The sequence below is a fragment of the Bradyrhizobium sp. OAE829 genome (genome assembly GCF_040546575.1).
Classification (GTDB): domain Bacteria; phylum Pseudomonadota; class Alphaproteobacteria; order Rhizobiales; family Xanthobacteraceae; genus Bradyrhizobium.
Genome location: NZ_JBEPOE010000001.1, coordinates 8,212,000 through 8,238,128, shown reverse-complemented (window position 1 = coordinate 8,238,128; position 26,129 = coordinate 8,212,000). Strand labels below are relative to the sequence as shown.

The 26,129-nt window shown below is 62.9% G+C and carries 27 protein-coding genes; 9 read left to right on the top strand and 18 right to left on the bottom strand.

The window, feature by feature from the left end; genetic code table 11:
* Positions 1–109: 109 nt before the first annotated feature.
* On the bottom strand, positions 110–1,987 hold the full coding sequence (locus ABIE49_RS39060; RefSeq protein WP_192739470.1) for a winged helix-turn-helix domain-containing protein: 1,878 nt from the start codon (positions 1,985–1,987) through the stop codon (positions 110–112).
* 158 nt (positions 1,988–2,145) lie between these two features.
* Between ABIE49_RS39060 and ABIE49_RS39055 the strand changes: the two genes are divergently transcribed.
* From ABIE49_RS39055 to ABIE49_RS39045, 3 genes are all read left to right on the top strand, one after another.
* A complete protein-coding gene (locus ABIE49_RS39055; protein ID WP_354067292.1) occupies positions 2,146–3,183 on the top strand; it encodes an AraC family transcriptional regulator in 1,038 nt (345 codons plus the stop codon).
* A 317-nt stretch (positions 3,184–3,500) separates the two neighbouring features.
* A complete protein-coding gene (locus tag ABIE49_RS39050; RefSeq protein ID WP_192739471.1) occupies positions 3,501–5,042 on the top strand; it encodes a DEAD/DEAH box helicase in 1,542 nt (513 codons plus the stop codon).
* A gap of 142 nt (positions 5,043–5,184) precedes the next feature.
* The gene (locus ABIE49_RS39045; protein WP_192739472.1) at positions 5,185–6,252 is read left to right on the top strand and encodes a GGDEF domain-containing protein; all 1,068 of its coding nucleotides are present in this window, start codon (positions 5,185–5,187) and stop codon (positions 6,250–6,252) included.
* A gap of 102 nt (positions 6,253–6,354) precedes the next feature.
* Here ABIE49_RS39045 and ABIE49_RS39040 read toward each other — a convergent pair whose 3' ends face one another.
* From ABIE49_RS39040 to ABIE49_RS38990, 11 genes are all read right to left on the bottom strand, one after another.
* A complete protein-coding gene (locus ABIE49_RS39040) occupies positions 6,355–6,810 on the bottom strand; it encodes a TfoX/Sxy family protein (RefSeq protein WP_192739473.1) in 456 nt (151 codons plus the stop codon).
* 152 nt (positions 6,811–6,962) lie between these two features.
* On the bottom strand, positions 6,963–7,352 hold the full coding sequence (locus ABIE49_RS39035; RefSeq protein WP_192739474.1) for a HesB/IscA family protein: 390 nt from the start codon (positions 7,350–7,352) through the stop codon (positions 6,963–6,965).
* Positions 7,353–7,497: 145 nt separating this feature from the next.
* Positions 7,498–7,914: a VOC family protein gene (locus tag ABIE49_RS39030; RefSeq protein ID WP_192739475.1), complete on the bottom strand. Its 417-nt coding sequence runs from the start codon at positions 7,912–7,914 to the stop codon at positions 7,498–7,500.
* A gap of 6 nt (positions 7,915–7,920) precedes the next feature.
* Positions 7,921–8,307, bottom strand: coding sequence for an SUF system Fe-S cluster assembly protein (locus ABIE49_RS39025; protein WP_192739476.1), 387 nt, complete (start codon positions 8,305–8,307; stop codon positions 7,921–7,923).
* The gene (locus tag ABIE49_RS39020) at positions 8,304–9,551 is read right to left on the bottom strand and encodes a cysteine desulfurase (RefSeq protein WP_192739477.1); all 1,248 of its coding nucleotides are present in this window, start codon (positions 9,549–9,551) and stop codon (positions 8,304–8,306) included. The genes ABIE49_RS39025 and ABIE49_RS39020 overlap by 4 nt, the downstream gene beginning before the upstream one ends.
* Complete coding sequence (gene sufD, locus ABIE49_RS39015) at positions 9,548–10,873, bottom strand: Fe-S cluster assembly protein SufD (RefSeq protein WP_192739478.1); 1,326 nt, start codon at positions 10,871–10,873, stop codon at positions 9,548–9,550. The genes ABIE49_RS39020 and sufD overlap by 4 nt, the downstream gene beginning before the upstream one ends.
* A gap of 20 nt (positions 10,874–10,893) precedes the next feature.
* Positions 10,894–11,649 carry a Fe-S cluster assembly ATPase SufC gene (gene sufC, locus ABIE49_RS39010; RefSeq protein ID WP_192739479.1) on the bottom strand — a complete coding sequence of 252 codons (756 nt, stop codon included), beginning with the start codon at positions 11,647–11,649 and terminating at the stop codon, positions 10,894–10,896.
* A gap of 16 nt (positions 11,650–11,665) precedes the next feature.
* A complete protein-coding gene (locus ABIE49_RS39005; protein WP_192739480.1) occupies positions 11,666–11,869 on the bottom strand; it encodes a GlyGly-CTERM sorting domain-containing protein in 204 nt (67 codons plus the stop codon).
* A gap of 5 nt (positions 11,870–11,874) precedes the next feature.
* Positions 11,875–13,356 carry a Fe-S cluster assembly protein SufB gene (gene sufB, locus ABIE49_RS39000; protein WP_192739481.1) on the bottom strand — a complete coding sequence of 494 codons (1,482 nt, stop codon included), beginning with the start codon at positions 13,354–13,356 and terminating at the stop codon, positions 11,875–11,877.
* Positions 13,357–13,447: 91 nt separating this feature from the next.
* Positions 13,448–14,608: a cysteine desulfurase family protein gene (locus ABIE49_RS38995; RefSeq protein WP_192739482.1), complete on the bottom strand. Its 1,161-nt coding sequence runs from the start codon at positions 14,606–14,608 to the stop codon at positions 13,448–13,450.
* Between the two features lie 170 nt (positions 14,609–14,778).
* Complete coding sequence (locus ABIE49_RS38990) at positions 14,779–15,993, bottom strand: acyltransferase family protein (RefSeq protein WP_192739483.1); 1,215 nt, start codon at positions 15,991–15,993, stop codon at positions 14,779–14,781.
* Positions 15,994–16,024: 31 nt separating this feature from the next.
* On the opposite strand from ABIE49_RS38990, the gene ABIE49_RS38985 reads away from it, so the two are divergent.
* The 4 genes from ABIE49_RS38985 (at position 16,025) to ABIE49_RS38970 (ending at position 19,115) form a co-directional block, all read left to right on the top strand.
* Positions 16,025–16,993, top strand: coding sequence for a LytTR family DNA-binding domain-containing protein (locus ABIE49_RS38985; protein WP_192739484.1), 969 nt, complete (start codon positions 16,025–16,027; stop codon positions 16,991–16,993).
* Between the two features lie 173 nt (positions 16,994–17,166).
* Positions 17,167–17,814, top strand: a complete 648-nt coding sequence (locus tag ABIE49_RS38980; RefSeq protein ID WP_027536583.1) for an alpha/beta hydrolase — start codon at positions 17,167–17,169, stop codon at positions 17,812–17,814.
* 15 nt (positions 17,815–17,829) lie between these two features.
* Positions 17,830–18,342, top strand: a complete 513-nt coding sequence (locus tag ABIE49_RS38975; RefSeq protein WP_192739485.1) for a DUF1697 domain-containing protein — start codon at positions 17,830–17,832, stop codon at positions 18,340–18,342.
* 5 nt (positions 18,343–18,347) lie between these two features.
* Positions 18,348–19,115 carry a hypothetical protein gene (locus ABIE49_RS38970; RefSeq protein ID WP_192739486.1) on the top strand — a complete coding sequence of 256 codons (768 nt, stop codon included), beginning with the start codon at positions 18,348–18,350 and terminating at the stop codon, positions 19,113–19,115.
* A gap of 28 nt (positions 19,116–19,143) precedes the next feature.
* Here the strand turns inward: ABIE49_RS38970 and ABIE49_RS38965 are convergent, their stop codons facing one another.
* The 3 genes from ABIE49_RS38965 to ABIE49_RS38955 form a co-directional block, all read right to left on the bottom strand.
* On the bottom strand, positions 19,144–19,473 hold the full coding sequence (locus ABIE49_RS38965; protein ID WP_192739487.1) for a DMT family transporter: 330 nt from the start codon (positions 19,471–19,473) through the stop codon (positions 19,144–19,146).
* Between the two features lie 2 nt (positions 19,474–19,475).
* Positions 19,476–20,153: a glutathione S-transferase family protein gene (locus ABIE49_RS38960; RefSeq protein WP_192739488.1), complete on the bottom strand. Its 678-nt coding sequence runs from the start codon at positions 20,151–20,153 to the stop codon at positions 19,476–19,478.
* A 119-nt stretch (positions 20,154–20,272) separates the two neighbouring features.
* On the bottom strand, positions 20,273–21,376 hold the full coding sequence (locus ABIE49_RS38955; RefSeq protein WP_192739489.1) for an anhydro-N-acetylmuramic acid kinase: 1,104 nt from the start codon (positions 21,374–21,376) through the stop codon (positions 20,273–20,275).
* Between the two features lie 176 nt (positions 21,377–21,552).
* On the opposite strand from ABIE49_RS38955, the gene tyrS reads away from it, so the two are divergent.
* Together tyrS and ABIE49_RS38945 are read left to right on the top strand one after the other, a co-directional pair.
* The gene (tyrS, locus tag ABIE49_RS38950; RefSeq protein ID WP_192739490.1) at positions 21,553–22,806 is read left to right on the top strand and encodes a tyrosine--tRNA ligase; all 1,254 of its coding nucleotides are present in this window, start codon (positions 21,553–21,555) and stop codon (positions 22,804–22,806) included.
* Positions 22,807–22,862: 56 nt separating this feature from the next.
* Positions 22,863–24,110, top strand: coding sequence for an MFS transporter (locus ABIE49_RS38945; protein WP_354067724.1), 1,248 nt, complete (start codon positions 22,863–22,865; stop codon positions 24,108–24,110).
* Between the two features lie 30 nt (positions 24,111–24,140).
* Here ABIE49_RS38945 and ABIE49_RS38940 read toward each other — a convergent pair whose 3' ends face one another.
* The 3 genes from ABIE49_RS38940 to ABIE49_RS38930 form a co-directional block, all read right to left on the bottom strand.
* The gene (locus ABIE49_RS38940; RefSeq protein ID WP_192739492.1) at positions 24,141–24,431 is read right to left on the bottom strand and encodes a GlsB/YeaQ/YmgE family stress response membrane protein; all 291 of its coding nucleotides are present in this window, start codon (positions 24,429–24,431) and stop codon (positions 24,141–24,143) included.
* Positions 24,432–24,562: 131 nt separating this feature from the next.
* Entirely contained in the window at positions 24,563–24,877 is a 315-nt protein-coding gene (locus ABIE49_RS38935; RefSeq protein WP_192739493.1) for a hypothetical protein, read from the bottom strand.
* Between the two features lie 116 nt (positions 24,878–24,993).
* Positions 24,994–26,097: a mandelate racemase/muconate lactonizing enzyme family protein gene (locus tag ABIE49_RS38930; protein WP_192739494.1), complete on the bottom strand. Its 1,104-nt coding sequence runs from the start codon at positions 26,095–26,097 to the stop codon at positions 24,994–24,996.
* Positions 26,098–26,129 lie beyond the last annotated feature (32 nt).

The window sequence follows — 26,129 nt, the reverse complement described above, 5'->3', positions numbered from 1 at the left end:
GGCCGCGCGGGACCGCTTTTGTCGTAGTCGATAAAGCCGCGTCGGCGGTTCAATGCTGCAGGCAGGACCAGAGCCCCATTTCCGCCACGTTAAGTCAGATGCGAGACCGCTATTTCGCCGCCATACCAAGCGCCAGGAGAGTATCCTCCACACGCTTGGAAGCTTCGTTATACACGGGGCTGGCATTCCTGGGATCAAGCCTGATGTTGGCGATCGTGGAGCCGGGCCGCAGTTCCATGGTCTTGGCCAAGGCAGCTTTGGCCTCGTCCGTACGGCCGGTGCGGTGGTAGGCAATTGCCAGCACCGCATGCGATCGTCCGGTGGCCGGCGTGATCGCAATCGATCTCGTGAGATAAGGGATCGCCTCTTCGTTGCGGTCCATCACCACCAGGGTCAGCCCCGCTCCCAGCAGCCAGGTCCAGCGCGCCGTTCGCGGCGTATCGAATTGCTCGGCCAGTTTGAACGTCGCCAGCGCGTCCTCGAACCGCCCGAGCCGAAGCTGCCCGAGGCCCAGATTGTAGATCGCAAGCCCGTCCCAGGGATCGAAGGTCAACACCCTGCCACAAGCCACCAGGCTTTCGATGAACTGGTTTGTCGTGTTGAGAAGGCGGCAATACGCCTCCAGCACGGGGATGTAGGTCGGCTTCGCCCGCAGCGCCTGCTCGAGCATCGACTGCGCGGCACGTTGAGTCTCGGCGACATCGGCCTTGTTGTACCAGGTCATCTGGATGCCGCGCAGCAAATGCGCGGCCAACGCGGCGGCGAGATCGACATTGCCGGGATCGGCCGCGATGGCTTTCTCCAGCATGGTTTGCGCGGCCTTGAAACGCTCCAGCGTCGTCTGGTTGATCGAGGCCATCGCCTGCTCGATCACGACCTTGGCGGTGCCGCCAGCCAGGTCGTCGTCGGTCGCGGCCGGGCCGGCATTGATCATCGCATTGATGCGAAGCGCCAGCGGATGGCCGACGCCCGCGGCGAGCCGGATCTGCTGCAGCGTCATGTCCGACTTCTCGATGCCGACCGAAACCGAGTTGGTCCAGCGTACCTCGCCAGTGGCGCCATTGCTCATGCGCGCCTGGATGGTCCAGGCCCCGCCTTCCAACCGCAACTCGCCGCTCACCACGAAGTCGGCTTCCGGGTGCGCGGCGACGGGCTGGGGCACCGCCGAAGCTGTTTGAGACCGCGGCGCCAGCACGCGCAACTTGTCGATCCGGGCCAAGCCGTCGGTGAGCCGGTCGGTCACGTCCCCCGCCATCTCGGCAACCAACTGGCTGTCACCGACGCCGACGATCGGCATCATGGCGATGGTCGGCGACTTTCGTGGAAACATGGAATCGGGCGTGAGCACCGGTGCGGCGGCGGCAACGCTGACGGCCGCGCTGAGGCGGTCAGCCACGCTCGCCGCCAACTCGGCAAGTTTCTGGCCCTCACCCACCCCAACGAGCTGCTCTGCGGCAACGGCCGGGGGTTTTCGCGCGAAGATGAAATCGGGCACGAAGATCGGCGCGGCGACGGCCAGGCCGATGACCGCACCGAGCCCGGCCGCCGTCGCAAGCGCGGCGCGCAAGCCGAACCGGAGCCGTTTCCGGGCGGGCTCCGCCGCCAGCGCCGGTGGCGCCACCGCGACCGCTTCGACGCCGGCTGTCGCGACCGGGGGCTGTGCTTCATCGCCAAGGCCGCCCGGCCCGACCGTCACTTGCCCGTCGAACAGGTAGCCACGGCCGGAAACCAGCTTGATCAATTGGCGCTGGTCGTCGCCAAGGGCGGCGCGGATTTCGCGGACACATTGGAAAAGGCTGTCGTCGCCGACATGGACATTCGGCCAAATCGCGTCAATCAGGTCCTGCTTGCTGAGAACGCGTCCGGCGTTGGTCACAAACAGCTGCAGCATGTCGAAGGATTTCGGGCGCAGCCGGATCGCTTCGCCACCGGGTCCGCGGAGCCTGGCGCGTTGCGGGTCAAGTTCAAATCCGGCGAAACAGAGCAACTTGTGACCGCAATCTTCTCGGGGCTGGGCTGCGCACAGCGAATATCAGAGAAATTTCAGAAAGTCACCGCCGTCCCATCAGGACCGGGATACCCCACCGTGGCATGATTCCCGAGTGATTTGCCGCTCCGCGGCATATCCTGAGGAGGAATGCTGGGGTGGTTATTTCGGCTTTAAGAGGAGCGGCACGTCTGGCGACGGTCGCCTATGCCCCTCCTGGAGATCAGGGTGCCTCTACCTTTAGATGGTCCACCGATCAGGTCGATCCGAAGGACCGCTTCGACTATTGGCGCGAGGTGCGCTCCAAGGGGCTTTTTGGGGCGACCGCCGAACTCGACCGGGAGCACCGCCCAAAGTTCACCGGGGAATTCTCGCTTCGAAAGATCGGCTCCGCGGGCCTGATCGGACTGCGCGCCTCCAGCTATCATGTCGAGCGCAGTGCGACCGATATCGCCAGCGCACCCAGCGACAGCCTCTGCATCTGCCAGCAGCTTGGCGGCGGCGGCTGGTTCAGGGTCCGGAATGTCGATGACTTCCAGGTCGCCGGCGGAGCGTTTGCGACCAGCTATTCGGACCTGCCCTACCACACGGTCCCGATCGCCGCTGAAGGCTTCGATCTTCGCATTCTGAAGGTGCCGGTGGCCGACATTCTGCTGCCGCTACCCGGCCTGCACGAGCTCGTCCCGAAACCGCTTATCGACCGCCCCGTCCTCATTCCGCTGCTGGAATCCTGTTTCACCGACCTGACCGAAACGGCTGACGACAGCGATCCATCGACAACGAAGGCGCTGGTGCAGACGCTCACGCACCTCACGCTGATCGAACGCGGCGTTGTCCGGCCGACCAGCCGGGTGGCGCAGTACGCGGTTCGGGCCGGCCGGCTGTCCCTGGCCCGGCGACTGATGGCCCGCCACATCGCGGAGCCGCAACTGTCGCCGGCGTTCATCGCCAGCATGCTCGCGATCTCGGTTCGTCATCTGCACGTGCTGTTCGAAGAATCCAGCAGCTTCTCGCAAACCGTCACCGCGCTGCGCATCGCACGAAGCCGCCGCCTGCTCCGCGAGGCGCCGGCCATGACCATTGCCGAGATCGCGTTCGCCAGCGGCTTCGACAGCCTCGCAACGTTTTATCGCGTTTTTCGCGCGGTTCAGGGCATCACGCCCGGTGACTTCCGGGAAGCGGCGACAAGGAAATAGGGTATGAGCGCGCGACCGGTCGCGTGGCAGCAGGCTCGGCAAGCTCGACGCATTTGACCGCCGAATGACGGTTTGGCCGTTATTTGTGCGAAAACATTAAGCTTTTTCGGCCTTTTCGCCGGTTCCCAGATTGACTTTGGCCGTTTCGCGCCTATGTTCCGGCTCAACGCGGCCTAGGATCGACACGCGATTCCCTAAGGTTAGCCGCTCGTCTGCGTAAGTCAGAACCCCCAGCTTCTTAAAGCGCGCCGTTTCGGGGTTGAACGCGACAGCCTTATTACCCTCGATTCCGAACGGCGGTGTCGACTAGAGGCTCAATGTCTTTTTCCCATCTCGGACTTTCCGACAAGGTTCTCGCCGCTGTTGCGGCCACCGGCTACACCACCCCTACGCCCATTCAGGAACAGGCGATCCCCCACGTTCTGGCCCGCCGCGACGTTCTCGGCATCGCCCAGACCGGCACCGGCAAGACCGCCGCCTTCGTCCTGCCCATGCTTACCATGCTGGAAAAGGGCCGCGCCCGGGCACGAATGCCCCGCACCCTGATCCTGGAGCCGACCCGCGAACTTGCGGCCCAGGTCAAAGAGAATTTCGACAAATACGGCATTGGCCAGAAACTCAATGTCGCGCTGCTGATCGGCGGCGTCTCGTTCGGCGATCAGGACACCAAATTGACCCGCGGCGTCGACGTCTTGATCGCGACCCCGGGCCGGCTGCTCGACCATACCGAGCGCGGCGGGCTGCTGCTCACCGGCGTTGAACTTCTGGTCATCGACGAAGCCGACCGCATGCTGGACATGGGCTTCATTCCCGACATCGAACGGGTCTGCAAGCTGGTCCCGTTCACGCGACAGACCCTGTTCTTTACCGCGACGATGCCGCCCGAAATCAGCCGCATCAGCGAAGCCTTCCTGCACAATCCCGAGCGCATCGAAGTCTCCAAGCCGGCGACGACAGCTGTGGGCGTGTCTCAATTCCAGGTCGCCTGCGGGCGCGAGGTGCACGAGAAGCGCGAGATCCTGCGCCGCCTGCTGCGCGACGCCAAGGACCTCCAGAACGCGCTCATCTTCTGCAACCGCAAGCGCGAAGTCGCCGTCGTCTACAAGTCGCTGCAAAAGCACGGCTTCAGTGTCGGTGCCCTGCATGGCGATATGGATCAGTCGGCCCGCACTGCCGCCCTCGACCAATTCCGCTCCGGCGAAATCCCGATACTGGTGGCCTCCGATGTCGCCGCCCGCGGCCTCGATATTCCCACCGTCAGCCACGTCTTCAATTTCGACGTGCCGCATCATGCCGACGACTATGTCCACCGCATCGGCCGCACCGGTCGCGCCGGCCGCGCCGGCACCGCGATCTCGATCGTCACATCGCTCGACACCAAATCGCTGGCCGCGATCGAACGGCTGATCGGAAAATCCATTCCGCGTGCGGAAGGCGACTATTCCGTGCGATCGGAAGCGTCAGGCGATATCGACCCGCCGCGCGAGGCGCGCGGCCGAGAAGGTTCTCGCGGAGGCTCACGCCACGGTGCGAGAGAAGGCTCCAGGGAAAGCGTCAAGGAAGGTTCGAAGGAAGGATCCCGGGAAGGTTCACGCGGCGGACGCAAGCCGCGACGTGAGCGCGAACCGCGCCACGGTGAGCGCGAACCGCGCCACGCCAAGGGAGGCGAGCGCAACTCCGGCCCGCAGCCGCAGGCCGCGACCGAAGCGTTCACGCCGCCAGCGCCCGCACCGACCTCCCGCGTGCCCTCGATCGGCCGGGCCGAGCCGCGGCGCGCCCAGCGCGAGGTCGAATCCGAGCCTGCCGATCACTCGCATCTTCCGGCGTTTTTGCTGCGTCCCGTGCGCGCCCGCGTCTAACACTTTCAACGCCGTCCACGCGGTGAACAGGGTACACCCCTGTTTACCGGGCGTTCATTCTCCTCCCTTAACTTCACGGCGATAATTTTAGTCATTGCCTGCTGGGCGGCGCGAAGCGTTGCTCGCTATTAGGGACGGATCAGTGGTGAAACTGCTGGACGAACACGAACGCACGCTGGCCTTCGCCGAAGTCGCGATGGGGCAGATCAAGTCGCTTCGGCAGACTGCCGTGCCCCGCAATTATGAAATCTGGTACGTCTACGCCACCGGTTACAACGCCCCCCTCAACAAGATCATCAACGAGACGCTGGCGCGCAACGGCAGGCTCAGCGAAGCCGACCTCGAACAGATCTACGAAACCTACCTCTCCCACATCAAGACCTCCGACCGCATCGACAAGGTCGGCGCGCGCGTGATCGGCGAGATCGACGACGTGATGAGGCTGCTCACCGAAGCACTCGGCATGTCGGCGAGCTACGACGCCAGCCTGAGCGGCGCCAGCCAGAAACTGTCGACCGCACAGAGCCGCGACCAGATCAAGGCGGTGGTCGACCAGCTGGTGAAATCCACCCGCGAGATGCGCGACACCAACAAGGCGCTGGAGAACCGGCTGTCGCTGTCCAAGAGCGAGATCAGCAACCTCCAGCACAGCCTGGAAGCCATCCGCGCCGAGAGCCTGACCGATCCGCTCACTGGCCTTGGCAATCGCAAGTATTTCGACCGCTCAATCGAGATGGCGGTACAGGCGGCGCTGGCCAACGGCGAGCCGCTGTCGCTATTGATGTTCGACATCGATCATTTCAAATCGTTCAACGATTCCTACGGCCACCTCACCGGCGATCAGGTGCTGCGTCTCGTCGGCATGTCCTTGAAGCAGACCATCAAGGGACAGGACATCACCGCGCGTTATGGCGGCGAGGAATTCGCGGTCGTCTTGCCCAACACCGCGCTACGCCAGGCGCTGACGGTTGCCGATCACATCCGCCGCGCCGTGATGGCGAAGGAATTGAAGAAGAAATCCACCGGCGAAATCCTCGGCCGCGTCACCATCTCGGTCGGCGTTTCCATGCTGAAGCCGGACGACGACACGGATTCGCTGATCGAACGCGCCGATGCCTGCCTCTACGCCGCCAAGCGCAACGGCCGCAACCGCGTGATCTGCGAAGTCGACCCCGAATACGCCGCCGACCAGCGCAGCCAGGTGGCTTGAAGCCAACTCCTCATGGTGAGGAGCGCATCTTGCGCGTCTCGAACCATGAGGCCTCGATCTCGCCCGCGGCCATCCTTCGAGACGCGACCAAGGGATCGCTCCTCAGGATGAGGATTTTTTTCGTGGCGCCTTCTTTTTCGCTGTCGGTTTCTTCTTCGCCACCGGCTTTCTCGCTGCAACCTTCTTCGCGGCTTTTGCGACAGTTTTCTTCGCCGCCTTGCGCACCCTCGGACGCTTGCGCAACGCGGCGCGCTGCGCGGCGGCCAGCGCCGCCCTCGCCCAATCGCTCAGCTCTTCTGAATCGTCGAACAGCCGCGCCGGCAATTGCCAATACGAATTCACGGTCACCGTCTTCGTACGCGTCTGATACGAAAACGGCTGCGAGCCCTCCGCCTCGAACTGCGGAATCGTCGTTTCATCAGCCCTGAAGTAGAGGCCGGCGCGCAGCGCGAGTGCGAAGTTGGTGCCGTCAGCGGAAATGCCGAAGCCGGAAAACATCCGGCGGATCGTCACCGGACCGAAATCGGCAAACAGGTCGATCAGGAAATCTCGATCCATATTCCGTCGTCCCGGCGAACGCCGGGACCCATACGCCGCGGCCCACATTGTTGGAAAAGGAAGATAACGACCAGCGCGCAAACAACTGCCGCCGGTGGTTATGGGTCCCCCGATGCGCAATTGCGCATCTGAGCTCAAGGCCGGGACGACAACTAAACCTTCGCAGGCGTCAGCTGCACCGACTCGCCGCAACCGCAGGCGGAGACCTGGTTCGGGTTGTTGAAGATGAACTGGGCCTGCATCTTGTCGGCCTTGTAGTCCATCTCGGTGCCGAGCAGGAACAGCACGGCCTTGGGGTCGATCAGGATCTTGACGCCGCGGTCTTCGACCACCTCGTCGGTGGGACGGACGTCATGGGCGTATTCGACCGTGTAGGACTGCCCGGCGCAGCCGCCGTTCTTGATGCCGACGCGCAAGCCGACGATTTCGGAATCGGCGCGCTTGGTCAGTTCCGTAATGCGCTGCGCCGCCGCTTCGGTCAGTTTCATGACCTGCGGGCGCGGCCGCGGCTTCGGCTTGGCGACGGGTGCGGTAGTGTCCATTGCAGTGGATCTCCTTACGCCGCGCGGTGGCGACGAAATCCTATACCGTTAAAGTAACAACGAAATTCCTGCTGTGAAGGTCTGATATCCCGAATTTGGTTAGAACCTGTCCGAACGAAACCGTATTCCTTTTCGCAGATCACTCCTAATAAATCGCCCAAACTCCCGGCGTCACCAGCTCCAGCAGATGCCGGTCCGGGTCGCGAAAGTAGATGCTCTTTCCGCCGCGCGGCCAATCCGTCCTGCCCTCGATAGCGACATTGTGCTCGCCGAACCGCGTTTCCCAGGCGGCCAGTTCGGCCGCCGTGATGGCAAAGGCCACATGAATCGGGCCGCTGCCGTCATGCGGCGGAATAGTCCCGCCGGGCAAATGGAGCGTGTCTAGCGTCGCGCCGCGACGAAACAGCAGAAGCACGTTGCTGCCGCCGACATCGAAAGCAAAAAATCGCGAATCACGCGTCAGCGCTACCAGCCCAAGCACGTCTTCGTAGAATGCACGGGCGCGGTCGAGGTCATCGACATAAAGTGCGGTCTCGAGAACACCGGATAGCTTCGGCGCCAAGACCCGTCACCACATATTGAGCACGAGGCGGGCCTCGTCGGACATGCGATCCGGCGTCCAGGCCGGCTCCCACACCAGATTGACATTGACGACGCCGACGCCGGGAACGCTGGCGACGGCGTTCTCCACCATGGTCGGCAGTTCGCCCGCCGCCGGGCAGTTCGGCGTGGTCAGCGTCATCATCACATCGACGCTGCGATCGTCCTTGAAATCGACCTTGTAGATCAGGCCGAGTTCGTAGATGTCGGCCGGAATTTCCGGGTCGAACACCGTTTTCAGCGCCGCCACGATCTCGCCGCCGAGACGCTCGGTCTCCTCCGGCGGCAGCGCCGACTGGGTTTCCATATTGGCTTTGACTTCGTTGGCGGTTTTGACTTCGGCTGTGTCGGTCATGAAAACAAATCCTGCGCCTTGATCAGCGCCTGCACCAGATGGTCGACTTCTTCACGGGTATTATACATCCCAAACGACGCCCGGCAGGTGGCTGTGACATTGAACCGCTCTAAAAGCGGCATCACGCAATGGGTGCCGGCCCGCACCGCAATGCCCTGGCGGTCGATCACGGTGGCGATATCGTGGGCGTGGGCGCCCTTCATCTCGAACGAGATCACCGGTCCCTTGCCGCGCGCGGTGCCGATCAGCCGCAGCGAATTGATTTCGCGCAGGCGATCCTGGGCGTAGGTCATGAGGTCGTGCTCGTGGGCGGCGATGCGCTCCTTGCCGATCGAATTGACGTAGTCGATCGCAGCCCCGAGCCCGATCGATTCCACGATCGCGGGCGTGCCGGCCTCGAATTTATGCGGGGGATCGCCATAGGTGACCCAGTCCCGGGCGACTTCGCGGATCATCTCGCCGCCGCCGTTGAAGGGGCGCATCGCGACCAGATGCTCATGCTTGGCATAGAGTACGCCGATGCCGGTCGGGCCGTACAGCTTGTGACCGGTGAAGACGTAGAAGTCGGCGTCGATGTCCTGGACGTCGATCGTCATGTGGACCGCGGCCTGGCTGCCGTCGATCAGCACCGGGATACCGCGGGCACGCGCCAGCTTCACCACGTCCTTGACCGGCACGATGGTGCCGAGCGCGTTCGACATCTGCGTGACTGCGACCAGTTTGGTGCGGTCGCTCAGCAGCTTTTCGAATTCCTCGATCAGGAAATTGCCTTCATCGTCGACCGGCGCCCATTTGATGACCGCGCCGTGACGCTCCCGAAGGAAATGCCAGGGCACGATGTTGGAATGGTGCTCCATGATCGAGATGATGATCTCGTCGCCGGCCTTGATGTTGGGCTCACCCCAGGACGACGCCACGAGGTTGATCGCTTCGGTGGCGTTGCGGGTGAAGATGATCTCTTCGGTACGCGCGGCGTTGAGGAATTTTGCCACCTTGGCGCGGCCGCCTTCATAGGCTTCGGTGGCGGCGTTGGCGAGGTAATGCAGCCCGCGATGGACGTTGGCGTATTCGCTCTTGTAGGCTTCCGTCATGCGGTCGAGCACGGCAGTGGGCTTCTGGGCGGAAGCGGCGTTGTCGAGATAGACCAGCGGCTTGCCATAAACCTTCATCGCCAGCGCCGGAAAATCCTCCCGCACCCGCGCCACGTCATAGGCGCCATTTTTCACCGCCGGATGCATGGTCAACCCCTCGCCTCCAGCCAGCGCTGCGCCGCTGCAATCGCAAGCTCGCGCAGGCCGTCATTCACAATCGATTCAATCGCCTCGCCGACGAAGGCCTGGATCAGCAACGCCTGGGCTTCCTTCTCGGACAGGCCGCGGGCGCGCAGGTAAAACAGCAGGCTCTCGTCGAGCGCGCCGGTGGTGGCGCCATGGCCGCAGGTGACGTCGTCGGCAAAGATCTCGAGCTCCGGCTTGTTGTCGGCCTCGGCGTCGTCGGACAGCAGCAGCGCCCGCGTCATCATCTTGGCATCGGTCTTCTGGGCATGCGGACGCACGATGATGCGGCCCTGGAACACCGAGTGGGCGCGGTCGTCGACAACGGCGCGGAAGATTTCGCGGCTGTCGCAGTGCGGCACCGCGTGGTCCATGAACAGCGTGGTGTCGGCGTGCTGCTTGCCGTTGAGCAGATTGACGCCGTTGGTCTCGACCCTGGAGCCCTCACCGGCAAACGCGATGGTCGCCTGGTAGCGGCTGACGCCGGCGCCCGACATCATGCCAAAGGTGTTGAAGTGCGCGTGTGCGCCGAGGCTCACCACACCAGAGGAAATGTTGAAGGCGTCGCGACCGTCTTCGTTGAGACGGACATGATCGAGGCGTGAGTTGTTGCCGATCGAAATGATCAGGGAATCGTGGACCTGATAGGCCTTGGCGCCGTCGGCCGCGATGTAGCTTTCGACCAGGGTCGCACCGGCATCCTTGCCGAGGCGCAGCAGCGAGCGCGTGAACATCGCCGCCGGCACAGTGCCGCTGGCGATATGGACGATCTGCAGCGGCTGCGACAGCACGACGCCGTCGGCGACATCGATCACCACGCCGTCGGTCATCATCGCGCTGTTCAGCGCCACCATCGGATTGGCATTGTCAGGCGTGAACAACAGCGCCTGCAGCGCGGCGTCGCCGGTTTCCAGCGCCTCGCGCAGGGTGCGGATGCCGAGGCCCCTCTCGAGACCGCCGAGTTCGGAAAGCTTTGGCGCAAACACGCCGTCGACCAGCACCAGCCGGCGGACGCCTTCGATGGCGTGCAGCTTGGCGGCGCTGGCAGCTCGCGAAAATTCCGCTGCATCCGGCGCGGGCGCCAGCGGCAGCACTTCGCGCATCAGCGCGCGCAGATCGGTGTATTTCCAGTCCTCGATCCGGCGATGCGGCAGACCCGCTTGGGCATAGGCTGCGAAAGCCGCCTCGCGCGCCGCAGCGACCTTGCCGGTGCCGGGAAGCCGGTCGCGCGCGATCGCAAAGCTGTCGCTCAGCGCGCTCCCGGTCTCATTTTTTACCAAAGCCACATTCATCACAAAATCCGTATCCCGCCTCAGGCTGCGTCTTCGAACTGGGCGTAGCCGGAAGCCTCGAGCTCCAGCGCCAGTTCCTTGCCGCCGCTTTTGACGACGCGGCCCTTGGACATCACGTGCACGAAATCCGGCACGATGTAGTTGAGCAGCCGCTGGTAGTGGGTGATGACGACCATGGCCCTGCCCTGCGAACGCAGCGCGTTGACGCCGTCGGCTGCGACACGCAGCGCGTCGATGTCGAGGCCGGAATCCATTTCGTCGAGGATGCAGACGGCCGGCTCGAACAGCGCCATCTGCAGAATCTCGTTGCGCTTCTTCTCGCCGCCGGAAAACCCGACATTGACGCCGCGCTTGAGCATGTCGCGCGGAATGTTCAGGCTGGCCGCCGCGGCATAAGCCTTCTTCAGGAATTCCGGCGTCGTGAGCTGGCTCTCGCCGCGCGCCTTGCGCTGCGCGTTCAGCGCCACGTGCAGGAAGTTCATGGTGGCGACGCCGGGAATTTCGACCGGATACTGGAACGCCAGGAACACGCCCTTGGCGGCGCGCTCATCCGGCGACATCTCCAGGAGATCCTCGCCCTTGAACAGGATTTCACCGCCGGTGACTTCGTAGCCCGGCTTGCCGGCGATGACGTGCGAGAGCGTCGATTTGCCGGAGCCGTTCGGCCCCATGATCGCGTGCACCTCGCCCGGGTTCACCGTGAGCGACAGCCCATGGAGGATCTCACGCTCCTCGACACGGACTTTCAGGTCTTTCACTTCAAGTAACGCAGTCATATTCTTTCCTTCTGGCCTAAAACGCCCGAACTAGTGCTGGCAAAAAAAGCCAGGCAAAAAACCCCAGAGATCCACCACCTGCAGCCAGTTTGCCGAATTCGGTAACATCAACCGATCCCGCCAAACTCCCGATCAAAACGGCAAACAATCCGACGATCGCAATCATCAAAAACAGCGCGAGCGGCGCAAACCGTATGAAGTAGAAGATGTTTCGAACCATCCGGGTTACCCGACGCTGCCCTCCAGCGAGATCGAAATCAGCTTCTGTGCTTCCACCGCGAATTCCATCGGCAGTTGCTGCAGCACATCCTTCACAAAACCGTTGACCACGAGGCCGACAGCTTCTTCCTGGCTGAGCCCGCGCTGCACGCAGTAGAACAGCACGTCTTCGGAAATCTTCGAGGTGGTGGCTTCGTGCTCGAACAGCGCCGAGGAGTTCTTGGCTTCGACGTAAGGCACGGTGTGCGCGCCGCATTTGTCGCCGATCAGGAGCGAATCGCAGGCGGTGAAGTTGCGCGCGCCTGTTGCTTTCCTGTGGGCGGTAACGAGGCCACGATAGGTATTTTGCGAGACGCCGGCGGCGATGCCCTTGGAGATGATCCGGCTGGTCGTGTTCTTGCCGAGATGGATCATCTTGGTGCCGGAATCGACCTGCTGGTGACCGTTCGAAATCGCGATCGAGTAAAACTCGCCGCGTGAATTGTCGCCGCGCAGGATACAGCTCGGATATTTCCAGGTGATCGCCGAACCGGTCTCGACCTGGGTCCAGGAGATCTTCGAATTGTTGCCGCGGCAGTCGCCACGCTTGGTGACGAAGTTGTAGATGCCGCCCTTGCCTTCGGAGTTGCCGGGATACCAGTTCTGCACCGTCGAATATTTGATCTCGGCATCGTCGTGCGTAACCAACTCGACGACGGCGGCGTGCAGCTGGTTCTCGTCGCGCTGCGGCGCGGTGCAGCCTTCGAGGTAGCTGACGTAGGAGCCCTTGTCGGCGATGATCAGCGTGCGCTCGAACTGGCCGGTGTTGCGCTCGTTGATGCGGAAGTAGGTCGACAGCTCCATCGGGCAGCGCACGCCCGGCGGTACGTAGACGAACGAGCCGTCGGAAAACACCGCCGAATTCAGCGTCGCGAAATAATTGTCCGTGGTCGGCACGACCGTGCCGAGATACTTCTTCACCAGTTCGGGATGCTCTCGGATCGCTTCCGAGATCGGCATGAAGATCACGCCGGCGGCCTTGAGCTCCTTCTGGAATGTGGTCGCGACCGAAACCGAATCGAACACGGCGTCGACCGCAATCTTGCGCTCGCCTTCCGGCCGTACGACGCCTTCCAGCACCTCGACTTCGCGCAGGGGGATGCCGAGCTTCTTGTAGGTTTCCAGGATATCCGGATCGATCTCGTCGAGCGAACCGATCGTCTTCTTCGGCTTCGGCGCCGAATAGTAATAGAGATCCTGGTAGTCGATCTTGGGGTAGTTGACGCGGGCCCATTGCGGCTCGGTCATGGTCAGCCAGCGGCGATAAGCCTCCAGCCGCCATTCCAGCATCCAAGCCGGCTCGTTCTTTTTTGCGGAGATGAAGCGAACGGTGTCTTCCGACAGCCCTTTTGGAGCCTTGTCGGACTCGATCAGCGTCTCAAATCCATATCGATATTGGTCGACGTCGATCTGCCTGACGCGATCGACCGTCTCCTGTACGGCAGCCATTCCATCCTCCGCTCGCGGTTTCAAGGACCGCGGTGGATCAATCCGGCGGTTCTAGAGCCTGATCGATCCTGATTGGTTCAGAACCGATTGCTTAGAACCGTTCAACCTGTGTTTCGTTGCTCTTAAGTAAGGTATTGGCGAGCTTTCGCCAAGCCTTGAGGGCTAATTCAATCTCTGTCTGTGATGTAGACCACCCCAGACTGAGCCGCACAGCTCCCTGAGCCAGTTCCCGGCCCTGGCCCATGGCGTCCAGGACATGCGATGGTTGGACCTTGCCGGAGGAGCAGGCCGACCCGGACGATACCGCAATACCGGCGAGATCGAAGCCAATTACAGCGGTTTCGGCCTTTAGGCCGGGAACGCTGAACAGAGTGGTATTGGGTAACCGCGGCGCTGCTTCCGAAAACACAATCATCCTGGGCGTCTGCTTCAAACCGTCCTCAAGACTGCTCTTGAGGCCCGCCAGACGGCCGGCGTCCACTTCCAGAGCCGCCATGGCGGCCTTGGCAGCCGCGCCAAACGCCGAAATCCCCGCAACATTCTCGGTGCCCGCCCGGCGGCCCAATTCCTGTCCGCCGCCGCGCAGCAGCGGCTCCAACCCCTGCACGTCCCCGGCCAAAACAACCGCACCGACACCCTTGGGGCCACCGATCTTGTGCGCAGAAAGCGTGATCAGATCGCCTTCGATCGAGTTGATATCAAAGGCTATTTTTCCGAATGCCTGGATCGCATCGACATGCAGCAGGCCACCGGCCTGATGGACGATCCGAGCCACCTCCGCCACCGGCTGAATGGCTCCGGTCTCGTTATTAGCCAGCATCACCGACACCAGCGCGGGAGGGCCCCTCAACAGCTCGCTCAGATGGTCGAGGTCAACAAGGCCCGAGGCCGTGACCTTGATCGTCTTGATGGTGTCGGGTGGAAACCGTCCGCCCGACAGCACAGAGGCGTGTTCGATGGCGGACACCAGCAGCTGCTGAACCGGTTGACCCGCGCCCCGCCGCAGGCCCGGCGTCAGCGCCAGCGCGTTGGCTTCGGTTCCACCTGATGAAAAGACCACGTCCTGCGGCCGGGCGCCGACCGCCGCCGCGACCGCGGCGCGGGCGTCCTCGACCAGCCGGCGGGCCTGCCTGCCCTCGGCGTGGACCGAGGACGGGTTGCCGGCGAGCTCCCAGGCCGCCGCCATCGCCGCCTTGGCTTCCGGGCGAAGCGGCGTGGTCGCGTTCCAGTCGAGATAGATCCGGTCGGGCATGCGCCGTCTTAACACCTTTCCTAGAGCATTATCGGTTCTGATTGAATCAGAACCGAAGCTCTTCTTGTTTTGACGCGTTTTCTACCGCAGATAAGTCTACGCAATCTGCGTAAACTTGATTGCTGTGCGAACCGGCATTCACTTCGCTCGAAAACGCTCCAGGCGGCCAATCATTGCGCCGGCTGGCTCGTCGCCCGCACCGGCATGGCCGGTTCGGCTGCCATCCGCAATCCGAACAAGGGCCTCAAGATAGTGACGCGCCGAACGATCTCATAGGTCGCCACGCAGGCCGCGATGGTGCCCGAGATGACGATCCCCGCCTCAAGCCAGGCTGGCAGGCCCTGTCCGCGCAATGCATGCGCAATCATGATGATCGCGGTCTGGTGCACGATGTAATACGGGAAGATCGCATCGGTGAGATAGCGCCGCGCCGGCGAATCCGCGGTCAGCCATCGCCGCGCGAAGCCGAGCAGCGCGACCATGCAAAGCCATTGATAGGATCCGTAGGCCAAGCCGGCCAGGATTTTCAGCGGCATGCCGCCGTACCTGGTCGCCCACACGGCGAGAAAGCACAGAAAGAATCCGGCCGCGAGCGACAGCGCCAGCCAGCGCAGACGCTCCATCGCCTCCCAGATGGCCGCAGCGCGGGCCAGCACGAAGCCGAACAGGAAGACGGTCGCGAACAGCGCGTGATTGTACCAGTCGCCGAACAGCGCGTGCGTCGATGGAAAGTGTGGCAGCAGCACCAGACGATAGGCCGCAAGCAGCAGCGGCGGCACGACCAGCAGCAGCACGCCCGATAGCGCCGATGCCAGCCGCCGCTCGATCCAGCCGAGCAGCCCGGGAGCCAGCCACAGCACGCCGCCCAGCGCCACCGTGTAGACCCACAGATAGACCACGAACCAGAGATGGTTCCAGGTCGGGAGCACGATGCAGGGGTTTGGGCAGAATTGCGGCTCGAAAGCGAGATAGTGCCGCTGGTAGAAATCGACAAAGCCGGCCGGATAGCCAAGCGCCTCGACGATCTGGTCATAGGCCTGCGGCGGCACGATCACCAGCATGCCGAACACCAGGGGTATCAATAGCCGCGCCGACCGCGACCGCAGCAGCGGCCCCAGTTTGTATTTCCCCAGCATGAAGCGGGTCGCCACGCCCGAAACCAGGAACAGCAGCGCCAGCCGCCATGGATTGAGCACCAGCATCACCGGTTCCAACGCAGCGATCCGATGCGCGCTCTTGATGTGGAAGCCCCAGGAAACGTAGAGCATGCCGACATGGTAGAAGATCAGGAGGCCGAAGGCTGCGATCCGCACCCAGTCGAGATCGATGCGCCGCTCGGAGCCGGAAGCGGAATCCGGTGGTTGTGATATGGTTTGCTGCCACATGGCTCGATCCCTCAATGCGCGACGAAGTTGGATGACCGACGTCAAAAATGCGCCTGATGGCGGTGGCGTCGAGCCGGTTTGGGATCAAAACCAGCCGGCTTGGGACGAGACGACCCCGCGTGGGACCAGCGGCTTGTTTCGCGGGATAACCGGCGCCGACTGGCTGGTCTACGCCGCGGTCGCAGCCGTCGCGCTAGCGATCGGCAGCGTCAACGCGCTGTCGACCGCCGACGACATCGCCCGGCGCGGCGGCTCGTATAACCTCAAGACGCCGCTGCTCTGGGAGATGACCAGCATTGCCGTCATCATCCTGCTGGCGCCGGCCCTGTTCGCCGCGGTCAGGCGAATCCGCCGGGAACCGCGCTGGCTGCTCCGTTTCGCGCTGGTGATCGCGGCCATCATCGTCTTCTCCGCCGTGCACATCACCGGGATGGTGGCGTTGCGTAAACTCGTGCTGTGGATGCTCGGCGGCAGCTATGATTTCCACCTCTCGCTCGCGACCTTACTCTATGAGGCTCGCAAGGATGCGGTCACGTGCCTGTTGATCGGTGGCGGCATGTGGCTGATCGACAGCCGCCGCGAGGTCGGGCAGGCTACGAGGGCGGCCCCCGCCGCGGCAGCGGAAGCGCTGCCGCACATGGTCTGGCTGCGCGACGGCACCACCCGTATCCGCATCGAACCCAAAGAGATTATCTGGATCAGTTCGGCCGGGAACTATGTCGAGTACAGCCTCGCCGATGGCCGCAGCCATCTGGTCCGCGGAACGCTGGCAGCGGCCGAGGCTCAGCTTGCGCTATACAAACTGGCACGTGTCCACCGCACCCGGCTGGCCAATCTCGACCGGGTGACCGCCGTGGAGCTGAAGCCATCGGGAGATTTCGAGCTCACCTTCGACACCGGTCAGACCGCGGTGGGCAGCCGGCGCTACCGCAACGCCATCGCCTCGCTCGAGACGAAAACAGATCTTCCAAATCCTTCAAATACTTATCCCGGGCGCTGAATTCGCATTGGCGCGGCCCTGGGTGCATAAAGTCCTTGCTTTTTGCCCCTCGCGTCATGTTAGAACGCGGCCACAAGTTCACCGAGCGCTGTCCGCGCATCGCCCCAACGACGTCCGATCATCGTTTCTGCCGCGTCACGTCCGTTGCCAAGGAAGACTTCCAAGGATCATCAATGCCTGAAGTTATTTTCACCGGTCCTGCGGGCCGCCTCGAAGGCCGTTACCATCCGGCGAAGCAGAAGAATGCGCCGATCGCGATGATCCTGCATCCGCATCCGCAGTTTCACGGCACGATGAACCACCAGATCGTCTACCAGTGCTACTACGCGTTCGCGCATCGCGGCTTTTCGGTGCTGCGCTTCAATTTCCGCGGCGTCGGCCGCAGCCAGGGCTCGTTCGACCACGGCACCGGCGAATTGTCGGACGCGGCATCCGCGCTCGACTGGGCGCAGACCATCAATCCCGAAGCGCGCGCCTGCTGGGTCGCCGGCTTTTCGTTCGGCGCCTGGATCGGCATGCAGCTCTTGATGCGCCGGCCCGAGGTTGAAGGTTTTATTTCGATCGCGCCGCCCGCCAACCTCTATGACTTCTCCTTCCTCGCCCCCTGCCCGTCGTCGGGCCTGATCGTGCATGGCGAAAAGGATGCGGTGGTGCCGCCGAAGGACGTCAACACGCTGGTCGAGAAGCTCAAGACGCAAAAGGGCATCGTGATCGACCAGCAGGTCATCCCCGGCGCCAACCATTTCTTCGACGGCAAATTGCAGCCGTTGATGGAGACGGTGACCGGCTATCTCGACATGCGGCTCGCCAACGTCCGGTAAATCAGGCGTTACGGTGTGACCGCGTTCGTCGCCCTGCTCCGTGCCGTCAATGTCGGCGGTACCGGCCAGCTGCCGATGAGCGAGCTCAAGACGATGTGCGAGGCGCTCGGGTTCGAGGCCGTCCGCACCTACATCGCCAGCGGCAATGTGGTGTTCACCAGCCGCAAAGCCGAATCTGCGGTCAAGAAAGCGCTTGAAGCGCAACTGCAAGCCTATGCCGGCAAGCCGGTCGGCGTGATGGTGCGCTCATCGGCCGAGATGCAAGCCGTGCTGAAGGGCAATCCTTTTCCCAAGGCGCCCGGCAACCGGACCGTCGCGATCTTTCTCGACGCCAAGCCACCGGCGGATACGCTTGCCGCAGTCAAAGGCCGCAAGGATGAAGAAATCGGATTGGGCGCGCGCGAGATCTACGTCCACTATGGCGACGGCATGGGACAATCGAAACTGGTGATCCCTGCTGCCAAAGCGGGAACGGCGCGCAACATGAATACGATTGCGACGCTCGCGACGATGGCGGCGGAGTTGTAAGCGCCATGCGTCCCGCAAAGAAGCGAACCGGAAAACTGGTTGGTGGCATCCTCATAATCGCCTGTCTTATTCTCGCATTCCTCGGTGCCGCGCTAGTGATCACATCGAACGGCATGCCGGCGCACATCGACGAAGTCCGAGCGACAGAGCTGACGGACTTATATCAGTCGAAATACGTCACGCGATCGCTTGAAGAACGTGCGGCTGCCGAACGGGATATTGCGGCTCTCAGAACCTCCAAATGGCAACGATACAATACAGGACTGAGCTTGTGCGTTATCGCCTCGGTGTTGCTGGTCGCAATCCTCCGGTTTCGCTTGTGGAACATCCTCAATTTGCAGGACGCAACAACACCATCGACTCGCGTGGGATTCCTGACACTGGCGAGTGTTGCCTGGCTGGCCCTTCTTCCCGCAACGCTTCTTCAATTAGAGGCCGACTACACCCAAGATGACCTGACTCCCACCTTTGATACCGGTCATGGTTCATTCATAATATTCGGTACGCAATTAATTTTGATCGGCTGGCTTCTCATCTTGGTGATCGGCCGTTTCATCCTGCTGAGAAACAAGCGGCTTCCGGCCAATCTTTGGCATTGGGACCCCTCGCGCCCCCGCCACCGGTGGTTACTCGGGATTTTCGGACTGTTAACCGCGTTGCTTCTGATCGCCGCAATCTGGTCCGCGCAGAATATGCCATGGACGTTCCCAAGTCTGGCCGTTGCGATCTATCTCGCGCTGTCAACTCGCGCCGCGCTATCAACGCATACCTGAATCTGGGCCAACGAGATCGTTGGGACGCTTATGCAGGCGCCAGCTTCAACGCGACGATCCCGCCCATGACCAGCACGATGCCGGCGATCTTCACCGGATTGAGCGCTTCCCCGAACAGCAACACGCCCATCGTCAAGGTCCCGACCGCGCCGATGCCCGTCCACACCGTATAGGCGACGCCGATCTCCAGCACCTGCAGCGCGCGGCCGAGCAGGAACACGAACGCCGCGAGCAGCGCCAGCGAGGCGATGCTCCAGCCGAGCTTCGTGTAGCCGTCGGCGTATTTCATCGAGATCGCCCAGCCGACATCGAGCAGCCCGGCGGTAACCAGCGCGACCCAGGCGACCTGCGGCGACATGGTTATGCCGCCAGCTTCAGCATGTGTGCGTTATGGCGAACCAGGAACGCGTGCAGCAATTGCGGATAGTCGGCGCCAACGGCTCTCTGAACACTGTCCCGTTTTGCCAGCTCCCTCCGCCATGCGCGCACCTTCGGCGTCTCTGCGAAGATGGAGAGGTCGATCAACTCGTCGAACACATCAAAATAGCGGAAGATCGGCGCGAACACGGCATCTACCAGGCTGAATTTCTCACCGGCGAAGAATGGACCCAGGCCCAACGCTTCTTCGACGCGTGCGAACCTCGCCGCTACCGCGACGCGTTTGGCTTCGAACTCCGCGGCATCGCCTGTTGTCTCTAGTCCCCAAAGCTCGCTCAGGATCGTCGACCCGAATTCCATCCAGGCCCGGTGCTGCGCCCGCTGCAAGGCATCCTGCGGGTGCAGTTTTGCACCCGCTTGCGTTTCCTCGATGTACTCGCAGATCACGTTGCTCTCGAACAGCGCCACCTCGCCCGCATCGCTGCGCACGATCAGCACCGGCACCTTGCCGAGCGGCGAAAGTTTTAAGAACCAGTCCGGCTTGTTGGCGAGGTCGATATCGACGCGCTCGAAAGGCAGGCCCTTCTCGTTCAGCGCGATCACCGCGCGCTGCACATAGGGACAAAGCTTGTGGCTGATCAGAGTGAGTTTTGCCGTCATGACGACCTCCAAAAGGCGAGGCCAAACGGCTCGCTTCATGCATCTGCATCAAATTAGATGCATTTGCATGAAGTCGTCAAGGTCGATGCAGTTGCATCAACAGATGTTGATCCTGGCGGCTACGGCCGGGCCATCAGCCCCCCGGTCATCGGGATCGGGACCCCCGTGGTGGCGGGATAGCTCAGCGGCAGGCCCTTGAGCCCTCGTGCCGCGAGAAAGCCAAAGGCCTGCGCCTCGATTGCGTCCGAGGCCCAGCCGAGCCCATCGGCGGCCTCGACGGTGGCGGGCTGAAGCCGGTCGCGCAGCATCCGCAACATGGTCAGGTTGCGGGCGCCGCCGCCGGCCACGATCCAGCTCTTCGGCACCTTCGGCAGCAGCGGCACGATCCGGGCGATCGATGCGGCCGTGAACGCGGTCAGGGTCGCGGCGCCGTCCGCAGGCGACATCCCGTCGACCTTCAGCGCGGCAAAATCATTGCGGTCGAGCGATTTGGGCGGCCGCTTGGCAAAGAACGGCATCGCCAGCGCGCGGGCGATCCAGGCGTCATCGACCTTGCCTTGCGCGGCGGTCTGGCCTGCGGTGTCGAAACGCTGGTTCAGGGCGCGGTACATATGGTCGTCGAGCAGTGCGTTGCCGGGACCGGTGTCGCAGGCGATCAGCGTGTCGGTCCCGTCGATATAGGTGATGTTGGAGACCCCGCCGATGTTAACCACGACGATCGGCCCCTCGCGCTCGAGCGACTGGGCCAGCGCGCGGTGATAGACCGGCACGAACGGCGCACCCTGCCCGCCGGCGGCGACGTCGGCAGCGCGGAAATCATGCATCACGGGGATGTGGATCGCCTTGGCCAGGGCTGCGGCATCGCCGATCTGTACCGTCAATTTGCGCTCGGGCCGGTGCAGCACGGTCTGGCCGTGAAAGCCGACGATATCGATGTCCTGGGCGGAAATGCCGTGTTGCGCGGTAAAGGCGGCGACCGCCTCGGCATGGGCCAACGTGACGGCCTGTTCGGCGTCCCGCAGGACACCCGGCCGCGCATCGCGCTGAGGCAGGTTAACGGCCTCGTACAGCGCCTGGCGCAGCAGGCGGCGTTCCATTTCGCTGTAGGGACGGTATCCGGACGGCCCGAAGGCCCGGACTTTCCGGCCATCGGTTTCGATCATGGCGACATCGACCCCGTCGAGCGAGGTGCCACTCATCAAACCTATTGCCGTCAACATCATAGTAATCGTGCCTTCGCCACGCCCTGCTCGAATCGTCCCGCCGACGACGACCAGCTTGTGCCAAACACGGACATCTTATAATGCCACACCGCACGCGCTTGCGGCAGGCCATTCCGCTATGGTTCCGCAACTCGTTACAATTACCGTGAAAATAGAATGATCAGAGTCGCAGACCAATGACCGCATTTAAATCAGATTTCCTGAACATTTTACAGGAACGCGGCTTTATCCACCAATGTTCCGATTTCGACGGCCTCGACGCGCTCGCCGCGAAGGGCCAGGCGACCGCCTATGTCGGCTACGATTGTACCGCGCCGTCGCTGCATATCGGCAATTACCTCACCATGATGATGCTGCACTGGCTGCAGCAGAGCGGCAACAAGCCGATCACCCTGATGGGCGGCGGCACCACCATGGTCGGCGACCCCTCCGGCAAGGACGAATCCCGCGCGATCCGCTCGATCGCGGAAATCGAGGCCAACAAGGCCTCGATCCGCGGCGTGTTCTCAAAAGTGCTGCGCTATGGCAACGGCGCCAGCGACGCCATCATGCTCGACAACGCCGAATGGCTGACCAGGCTGAACTGGATCGAAATGCTGCGCGACATCGGCCGGCATTTCTCGGTCAACCGCATGCTGACGATGGACTCGGTGCGCCTGCGGCTCGAACGCGAGCAGGAGATGAGCTTCATCGAGTTCAACTACATGGTCTGCCAGGCCTACGATTTCGTCGAGCTGGCGCGGCGCACCGGCTGCCGGCTGCAGATGGGCGGCTCCGACCAATGGGGCAACATCGTCAACGGCGTCGATCTCGGCCGCCGCATGGGCACGGAGCAGTTGTTCGCGCTGACCACGCCGCTGCTGACGACCGCCTCGGGCGCCAAGATGGGCAAGACCGCGCAAGGCGCGGTCTGGCTCAACGCCGACGCGTTCTCGCCGTACGATTTCTGGCAATACTGGCGCAACGTCGAGGATGCCGACGTCGTCAAATTCCTGAAACTGTTCACGATCCTGCCGATGAGCGAGATCAACAAGCTGGCGGCGCTCCAGGGCGGCGAGATCAACGAGGCCAAGAAGGTGCTGGCGACCGAAGCGACCGCGCTGCTGCACGGACGCGATGCCGCCAACACGTCAGCCGAAACCGCGCGGCAGACCTTTGAGGAAGGCGCGGTCTCGGAAAGCCTGCCGACGGTCGAAATTCCGCGTGGCGAACTCGACGCCGGCATCGGCGTCCTCGCGGCGTTCGTCAAGGCCGGCCTCGTCGCATCGAATGGTGAGGCGCGCCGCCAGATCAAGGGCGGCGGGCTGCGCGTCAATGATGCTGCCGTGACCGACGAGAAGATGGTCTTGGACGCTGAAAATCTCACGCAGGAAGGCGTCATCAAGCTGTCGATGGGCAAGAAGAAGCACGTCCTGCTCAAGCCTGCATAGGCGTATTCGCTTTACGCGCTTGCTCGGCGGCGCAGAAGCGCGCTCCCATGCCTTCCATGGATCAAAAGACGCCACGGGGAGACGCGCTGACGACGCCGCCAAAACCGGCGCGCACGGCCCTCAATGTGCTGGCGCTGTGTTTTGCGCTGTCGGTGGTCGGCCGCGGCCTCGGCGAGAGCTTTACGGTTTTCCTGAAGCCGATCGCCGAGAGTTTCGCCTGGGACCGCGCCGAAGTGGTCTCGGTCTATTCGCTGACCTGGCTCGCGGGCGGGCTGATGGCGCCGTTCGTCGGCCGGCTGTTCGACCGTTCCGGGCCCCGCCTCGTCTATTCGCTCGGACTGCTGCTGCTCGGCGGCTCGTTTTTGATTGCCTCGCGCGCGCAGGCGCTGTGGCAGTTCCAGATCTCTATTGGACTATGCGTCGGCATCGGCATTGCGCTGATCGGCGTGGTGCCGAACTCGATCCTGCTCGGCCGCTGGTTCGGACCGCGATTGCCGACCGCGATGGCGATCCTCTATTCCGCGACCGGTGCGGGCATCCTGGTGCTGCTGCCGGCGTCGCAGGTGCTGATCGACCGCATCGGCTGGCGTGACGCCTATCAATGGTTCGGCATCGTGGCGCTGTGTCTGTTGCTGCCGCTGCTGCTGATGCCGTGGCGGCTGTTCGCGACCGGCTCGCCGCATGTCGTCAAGAAGACCGACGACGGCTTTGTCGATGACGGCTGGACCCTGAAGAGCGCGATGCTCAACCACGTCTTCTGGGCGCTGTTCTCGACCTTCTTTTTCACCGCAGTGGCGATGTACGCCATCACAGCGCAGATCGTGGCGTATCTAATCGACGCCGGCTTCCCTCCCCTGGAAGCTGCCACCGCCTGGGGATTTTCCGGCGTCGTGCTGCTGTTCGGCATGCTCGGGATCTCGACGCTCGACGGCATCATCGGCCGCAGGCCGTCGGTGCTGTTCAGCTACGGCGTCTCGATCGTCGGGATCATCCTGCTCTGGCTGCTGCAATATTATCCGAACTACTGGCTGCTGACCGGCTTCATCATCTCTTTCGGCAGCATGATCGGTTCGCGCGGCCCGCTAATCACCGCGACGGCGCTGAACATTTTCCGCGGCAAACGGGTCGGCACCATCTTCGGCACGATTTCAATTGGCAGCGGCCTCGGGTCGGGACTGGGCTCATGGGCCGGCGGCCTGATCCATGACTGGACCCACAGCTATAACGCGCTGTTCGTGTTCGCGCTGGTCAACGTGGTGCTGGGATTGATTCCATTCCTGGTGGTGCCGGCGCTGCGGCGCTGACAATACAATCCAGGGACGGCGCAATTGTCGTCACGGGCGCCACCAGCTCCTTCGCCATCGGCCGCCACCACGAACCAGCCGCACGACGACGAGCAGCAATATCGCGCCGATGGTCGCATTGATGATTGCGCTGATGATTCCGGTTCCGAGATGAATGCCGAGCTGCGGCAAAAGCCAACTTCCGATAAAGGCGCCCACAATCCCGATAAGGAGATCGCCGACGATCCCAAAACCAGTCCCCTGCACGATTTGGCCCGCGAGCCAGCCGGCCACGAGACCGACAAACAAGATGACCACCAAACTCTCGCCCGACATATGCATATCGTCACCTCAGCGGTTGGCCGCAGCGCCAGCATTGCAGGCTGGTCCGCATCTGCCTGTATAAGATTGATCATGCCCGACCGAACAAAGTCGGCCGGGCAGATATTCTTTGGTCATTCGCAGCGCGTGGCTCAGTAGCGACCGCCGCCGACACCAATGCTCACGCCGGGCGCATGAATTCCAATACCGGGTCCGCGCTCTTCATAGCCGCGGCGCTCGATATAGCGCTCGCGCGGCGCATAGCCATACGAGTCGCGAGACTCGCGCAGGATGACGCGGCGCTCCCCGCGCTCACGCCAGCAACGGCCGTCTTCGTCGCAAACCATGCGTACGTTCTGAATATGGCTGTCCGATGCGACCGGGCCAATGGAAAGCGGAGCCGCCGAGGCAGCAGTGGCAAACAACGCCGCAGCGCCGGCTGCCAGCGCGAGGGTGAGCGTTTTCATAATTTCTCCGGGGGTTGATGTGTCAGGAGACCAATAGGCCGCTGGCCCTTTGGTTCCTGCGACATCTTCACGTGTTCTGCCTGGATCGACCGGCACGGGCAGTGGCGTTGCGCAGGTTAGACGCGATAGCGCTCCATGACCTCGCGGTCCGGCTCGTAACCGAGCCCCGGCCCTTCCGGCACCGCGACCGCGCCATCGGCGCCGACATCGATCGCACCGCGCCACAGGCACGCGGCACGGTTCATATAAAAGAACTCGACGAAGGTCTTGTCGTCACGCAGCGACAGCAATTGCAGCGTCGCCAGAAGGCCCGGACCGAAATAGGGCGAATGCGGCGCGAGCCGGACGCCCCTTTCGTCGGCCAGATCAACCACTTTCAGATATTCGGTAATGCCGCCGACCTTGGTCACCGAGGGCTGCGCGTAGCTGACCGCCCCCGCATCCATCATCTGGCGGAATTGATTGACGGTGCAGGCATTCTCGCCAGCGGCGATATCGAGCCCGCCCTTCGTGCGGGTCTCCGCCAGCGCGGCAAAATCTTCCGGCGGCCACACCGGCTCTTCCAGAAACATCGGCGCGGCCGCTTTGCATTCATGCGCGAAGGCGATGGCTTCCGCCGACGTCATCGGGCAGTTCATATCGACCATCAGCGGAATGCCGTCGCCGATCGCGCGCCGTGCGGCGAATACGGCGGGCGACGTCGTCTCATGAAGCTTGATGGCGGTGTAACCCCGCCGCAGCGCCGTCTCGCATTCGCTGGCGACGAGATCGGGTGCTCCGATCCGCAGCAGACTGGCATAGGCCGGAATCCGCGCCCGCTTGCGCGCACCCAACAGGCGGTGAAGCGGGACGCCTTGCGCGCGCGCCGCGAGGTCCCACAACGCGATATCGAGGGCGGAGATCGCGAACATCGTGATGCCGTAGCGGCCGAACAGATGCAGATTGCGCTGGATACGATCCATGAAGGCGGAAATGCCGGCGGCGTCGGGGGCCTCGAGACCCCTAGCCTGCGGCGCAATCATTTCATCGATGGCGGTGGCACAGGATCGCGGGCACACATAGCTGAAGGCGTCACCCCAGCCGGTCAGTCCCGCATCGGTCGAGACCTCGACAAGAACGATTTCGAGCGCCGATATCGCCGAGGCGCCCTGCTTGAAGCTCGCCACGCCAGCATCATAGGGAATGCGGATATGATGCGCACGGACGTTGGTGATCTGCATGACGCCAGCCTCCCGGTTTTTTGAAAGCTAGC

Bases quoted from the DNA above. Each gene is read 5' to 3' on its own strand.
- ABIE49_RS38930 (WP_192739494.1), bottom strand. From the start codon at position 26,097: ATGCAGATCACCAACGTCCGTGCGCATCATATCCGCATTCCCTATGAT.
- ABIE49_RS39025 (WP_192739476.1), bottom strand. From the start codon at position 8,307: ATGACCGACACAGCCGAAGTCAAAACCGCCAACGAAGTCAAAGCCAAT.
- ABIE49_RS38935 (WP_192739493.1), bottom strand. From the start codon at position 24,877: ATGAAAACGCTCACCCTCGCGCTGGCAGCCGGCGCTGCGGCGTTGTTT.
- ABIE49_RS38955 (WP_192739489.1), bottom strand. From the start codon at position 21,376: ATGATGTTGACGGCAATAGGTTTGATGAGTGGCACCTCGCTCGACGGG.
- ABIE49_RS38940 (WP_192739492.1), bottom strand. From the start codon at position 24,431: ATGCATATGTCGGGCGAGAGTTTGGTGGTCATCTTGTTTGTCGGTCTC.
- ABIE49_RS39005 (WP_192739480.1), bottom strand. From the start codon at position 11,869: ATGGTTCGAAACATCTTCTACTTCATACGGTTTGCGCCGCTCGCGCTG.
- ABIE49_RS38965 (WP_192739487.1), bottom strand. From the start codon at position 19,473: ATGTCGCCGCAGGTCGCCTGGGTCGCGCTGGTTACCGCCGGGCTGCTC.
- ABIE49_RS38990 (WP_192739483.1), bottom strand. From the start codon at position 15,993: ATGTGGCAGCAAACCATATCACAACCACCGGATTCCGCTTCCGGCTCC.
- ABIE49_RS38970 (WP_192739486.1), top strand. From the start codon at position 18,348: ATGCGTCCCGCAAAGAAGCGAACCGGAAAACTGGTTGGTGGCATCCTC.
- ABIE49_RS38995 (WP_192739482.1), bottom strand. From the start codon at position 14,608: ATGCCCGACCGGATCTATCTCGACTGGAACGCGACCACGCCGCTTCGC.
- ABIE49_RS38945 (WP_354067724.1), top strand. From the start codon at position 22,863: ATGGATCAAAAGACGCCACGGGGAGACGCGCTGACGACGCCGCCAAAA.
- ABIE49_RS38980 (WP_027536583.1), top strand. From the start codon at position 17,167: ATGCCTGAAGTTATTTTCACCGGTCCTGCGGGCCGCCTCGAAGGCCGT.
- ABIE49_RS38985 (WP_192739484.1), top strand. From the start codon at position 16,025: ATGACCGACGTCAAAAATGCGCCTGATGGCGGTGGCGTCGAGCCGGTT.
- ABIE49_RS39050 (WP_192739471.1), top strand. From the start codon at position 3,501: ATGTCTTTTTCCCATCTCGGACTTTCCGACAAGGTTCTCGCCGCTGTT.
- ABIE49_RS39035 (WP_192739474.1), bottom strand. From the start codon at position 7,352: ATGGACACTACCGCACCCGTCGCCAAGCCGAAGCCGCGGCCGCGCCCG.
- sufD (WP_192739478.1), bottom strand. From the start codon at position 10,873: ATGAATGTGGCTTTGGTAAAAAATGAGACCGGGAGCGCGCTGAGCGAC.
- tyrS (WP_192739490.1), top strand. From the start codon at position 21,553: ATGACCGCATTTAAATCAGATTTCCTGAACATTTTACAGGAACGCGGC.
- sufC (WP_192739479.1), bottom strand. From the start codon at position 11,649: ATGACTGCGTTACTTGAAGTGAAAGACCTGAAAGTCCGTGTCGAGGAG.
- ABIE49_RS38960 (WP_192739488.1), bottom strand. From the start codon at position 20,153: ATGACGGCAAAACTCACTCTGATCAGCCACAAGCTTTGTCCCTATGTG.
- sufB (WP_192739481.1), bottom strand. From the start codon at position 13,356: ATGGCTGCCGTACAGGAGACGGTCGATCGCGTCAGGCAGATCGACGTC.
- ABIE49_RS39040 (WP_192739473.1), bottom strand. From the start codon at position 6,810: ATGGATCGAGATTTCCTGATCGACCTGTTTGCCGATTTCGGTCCGGTG.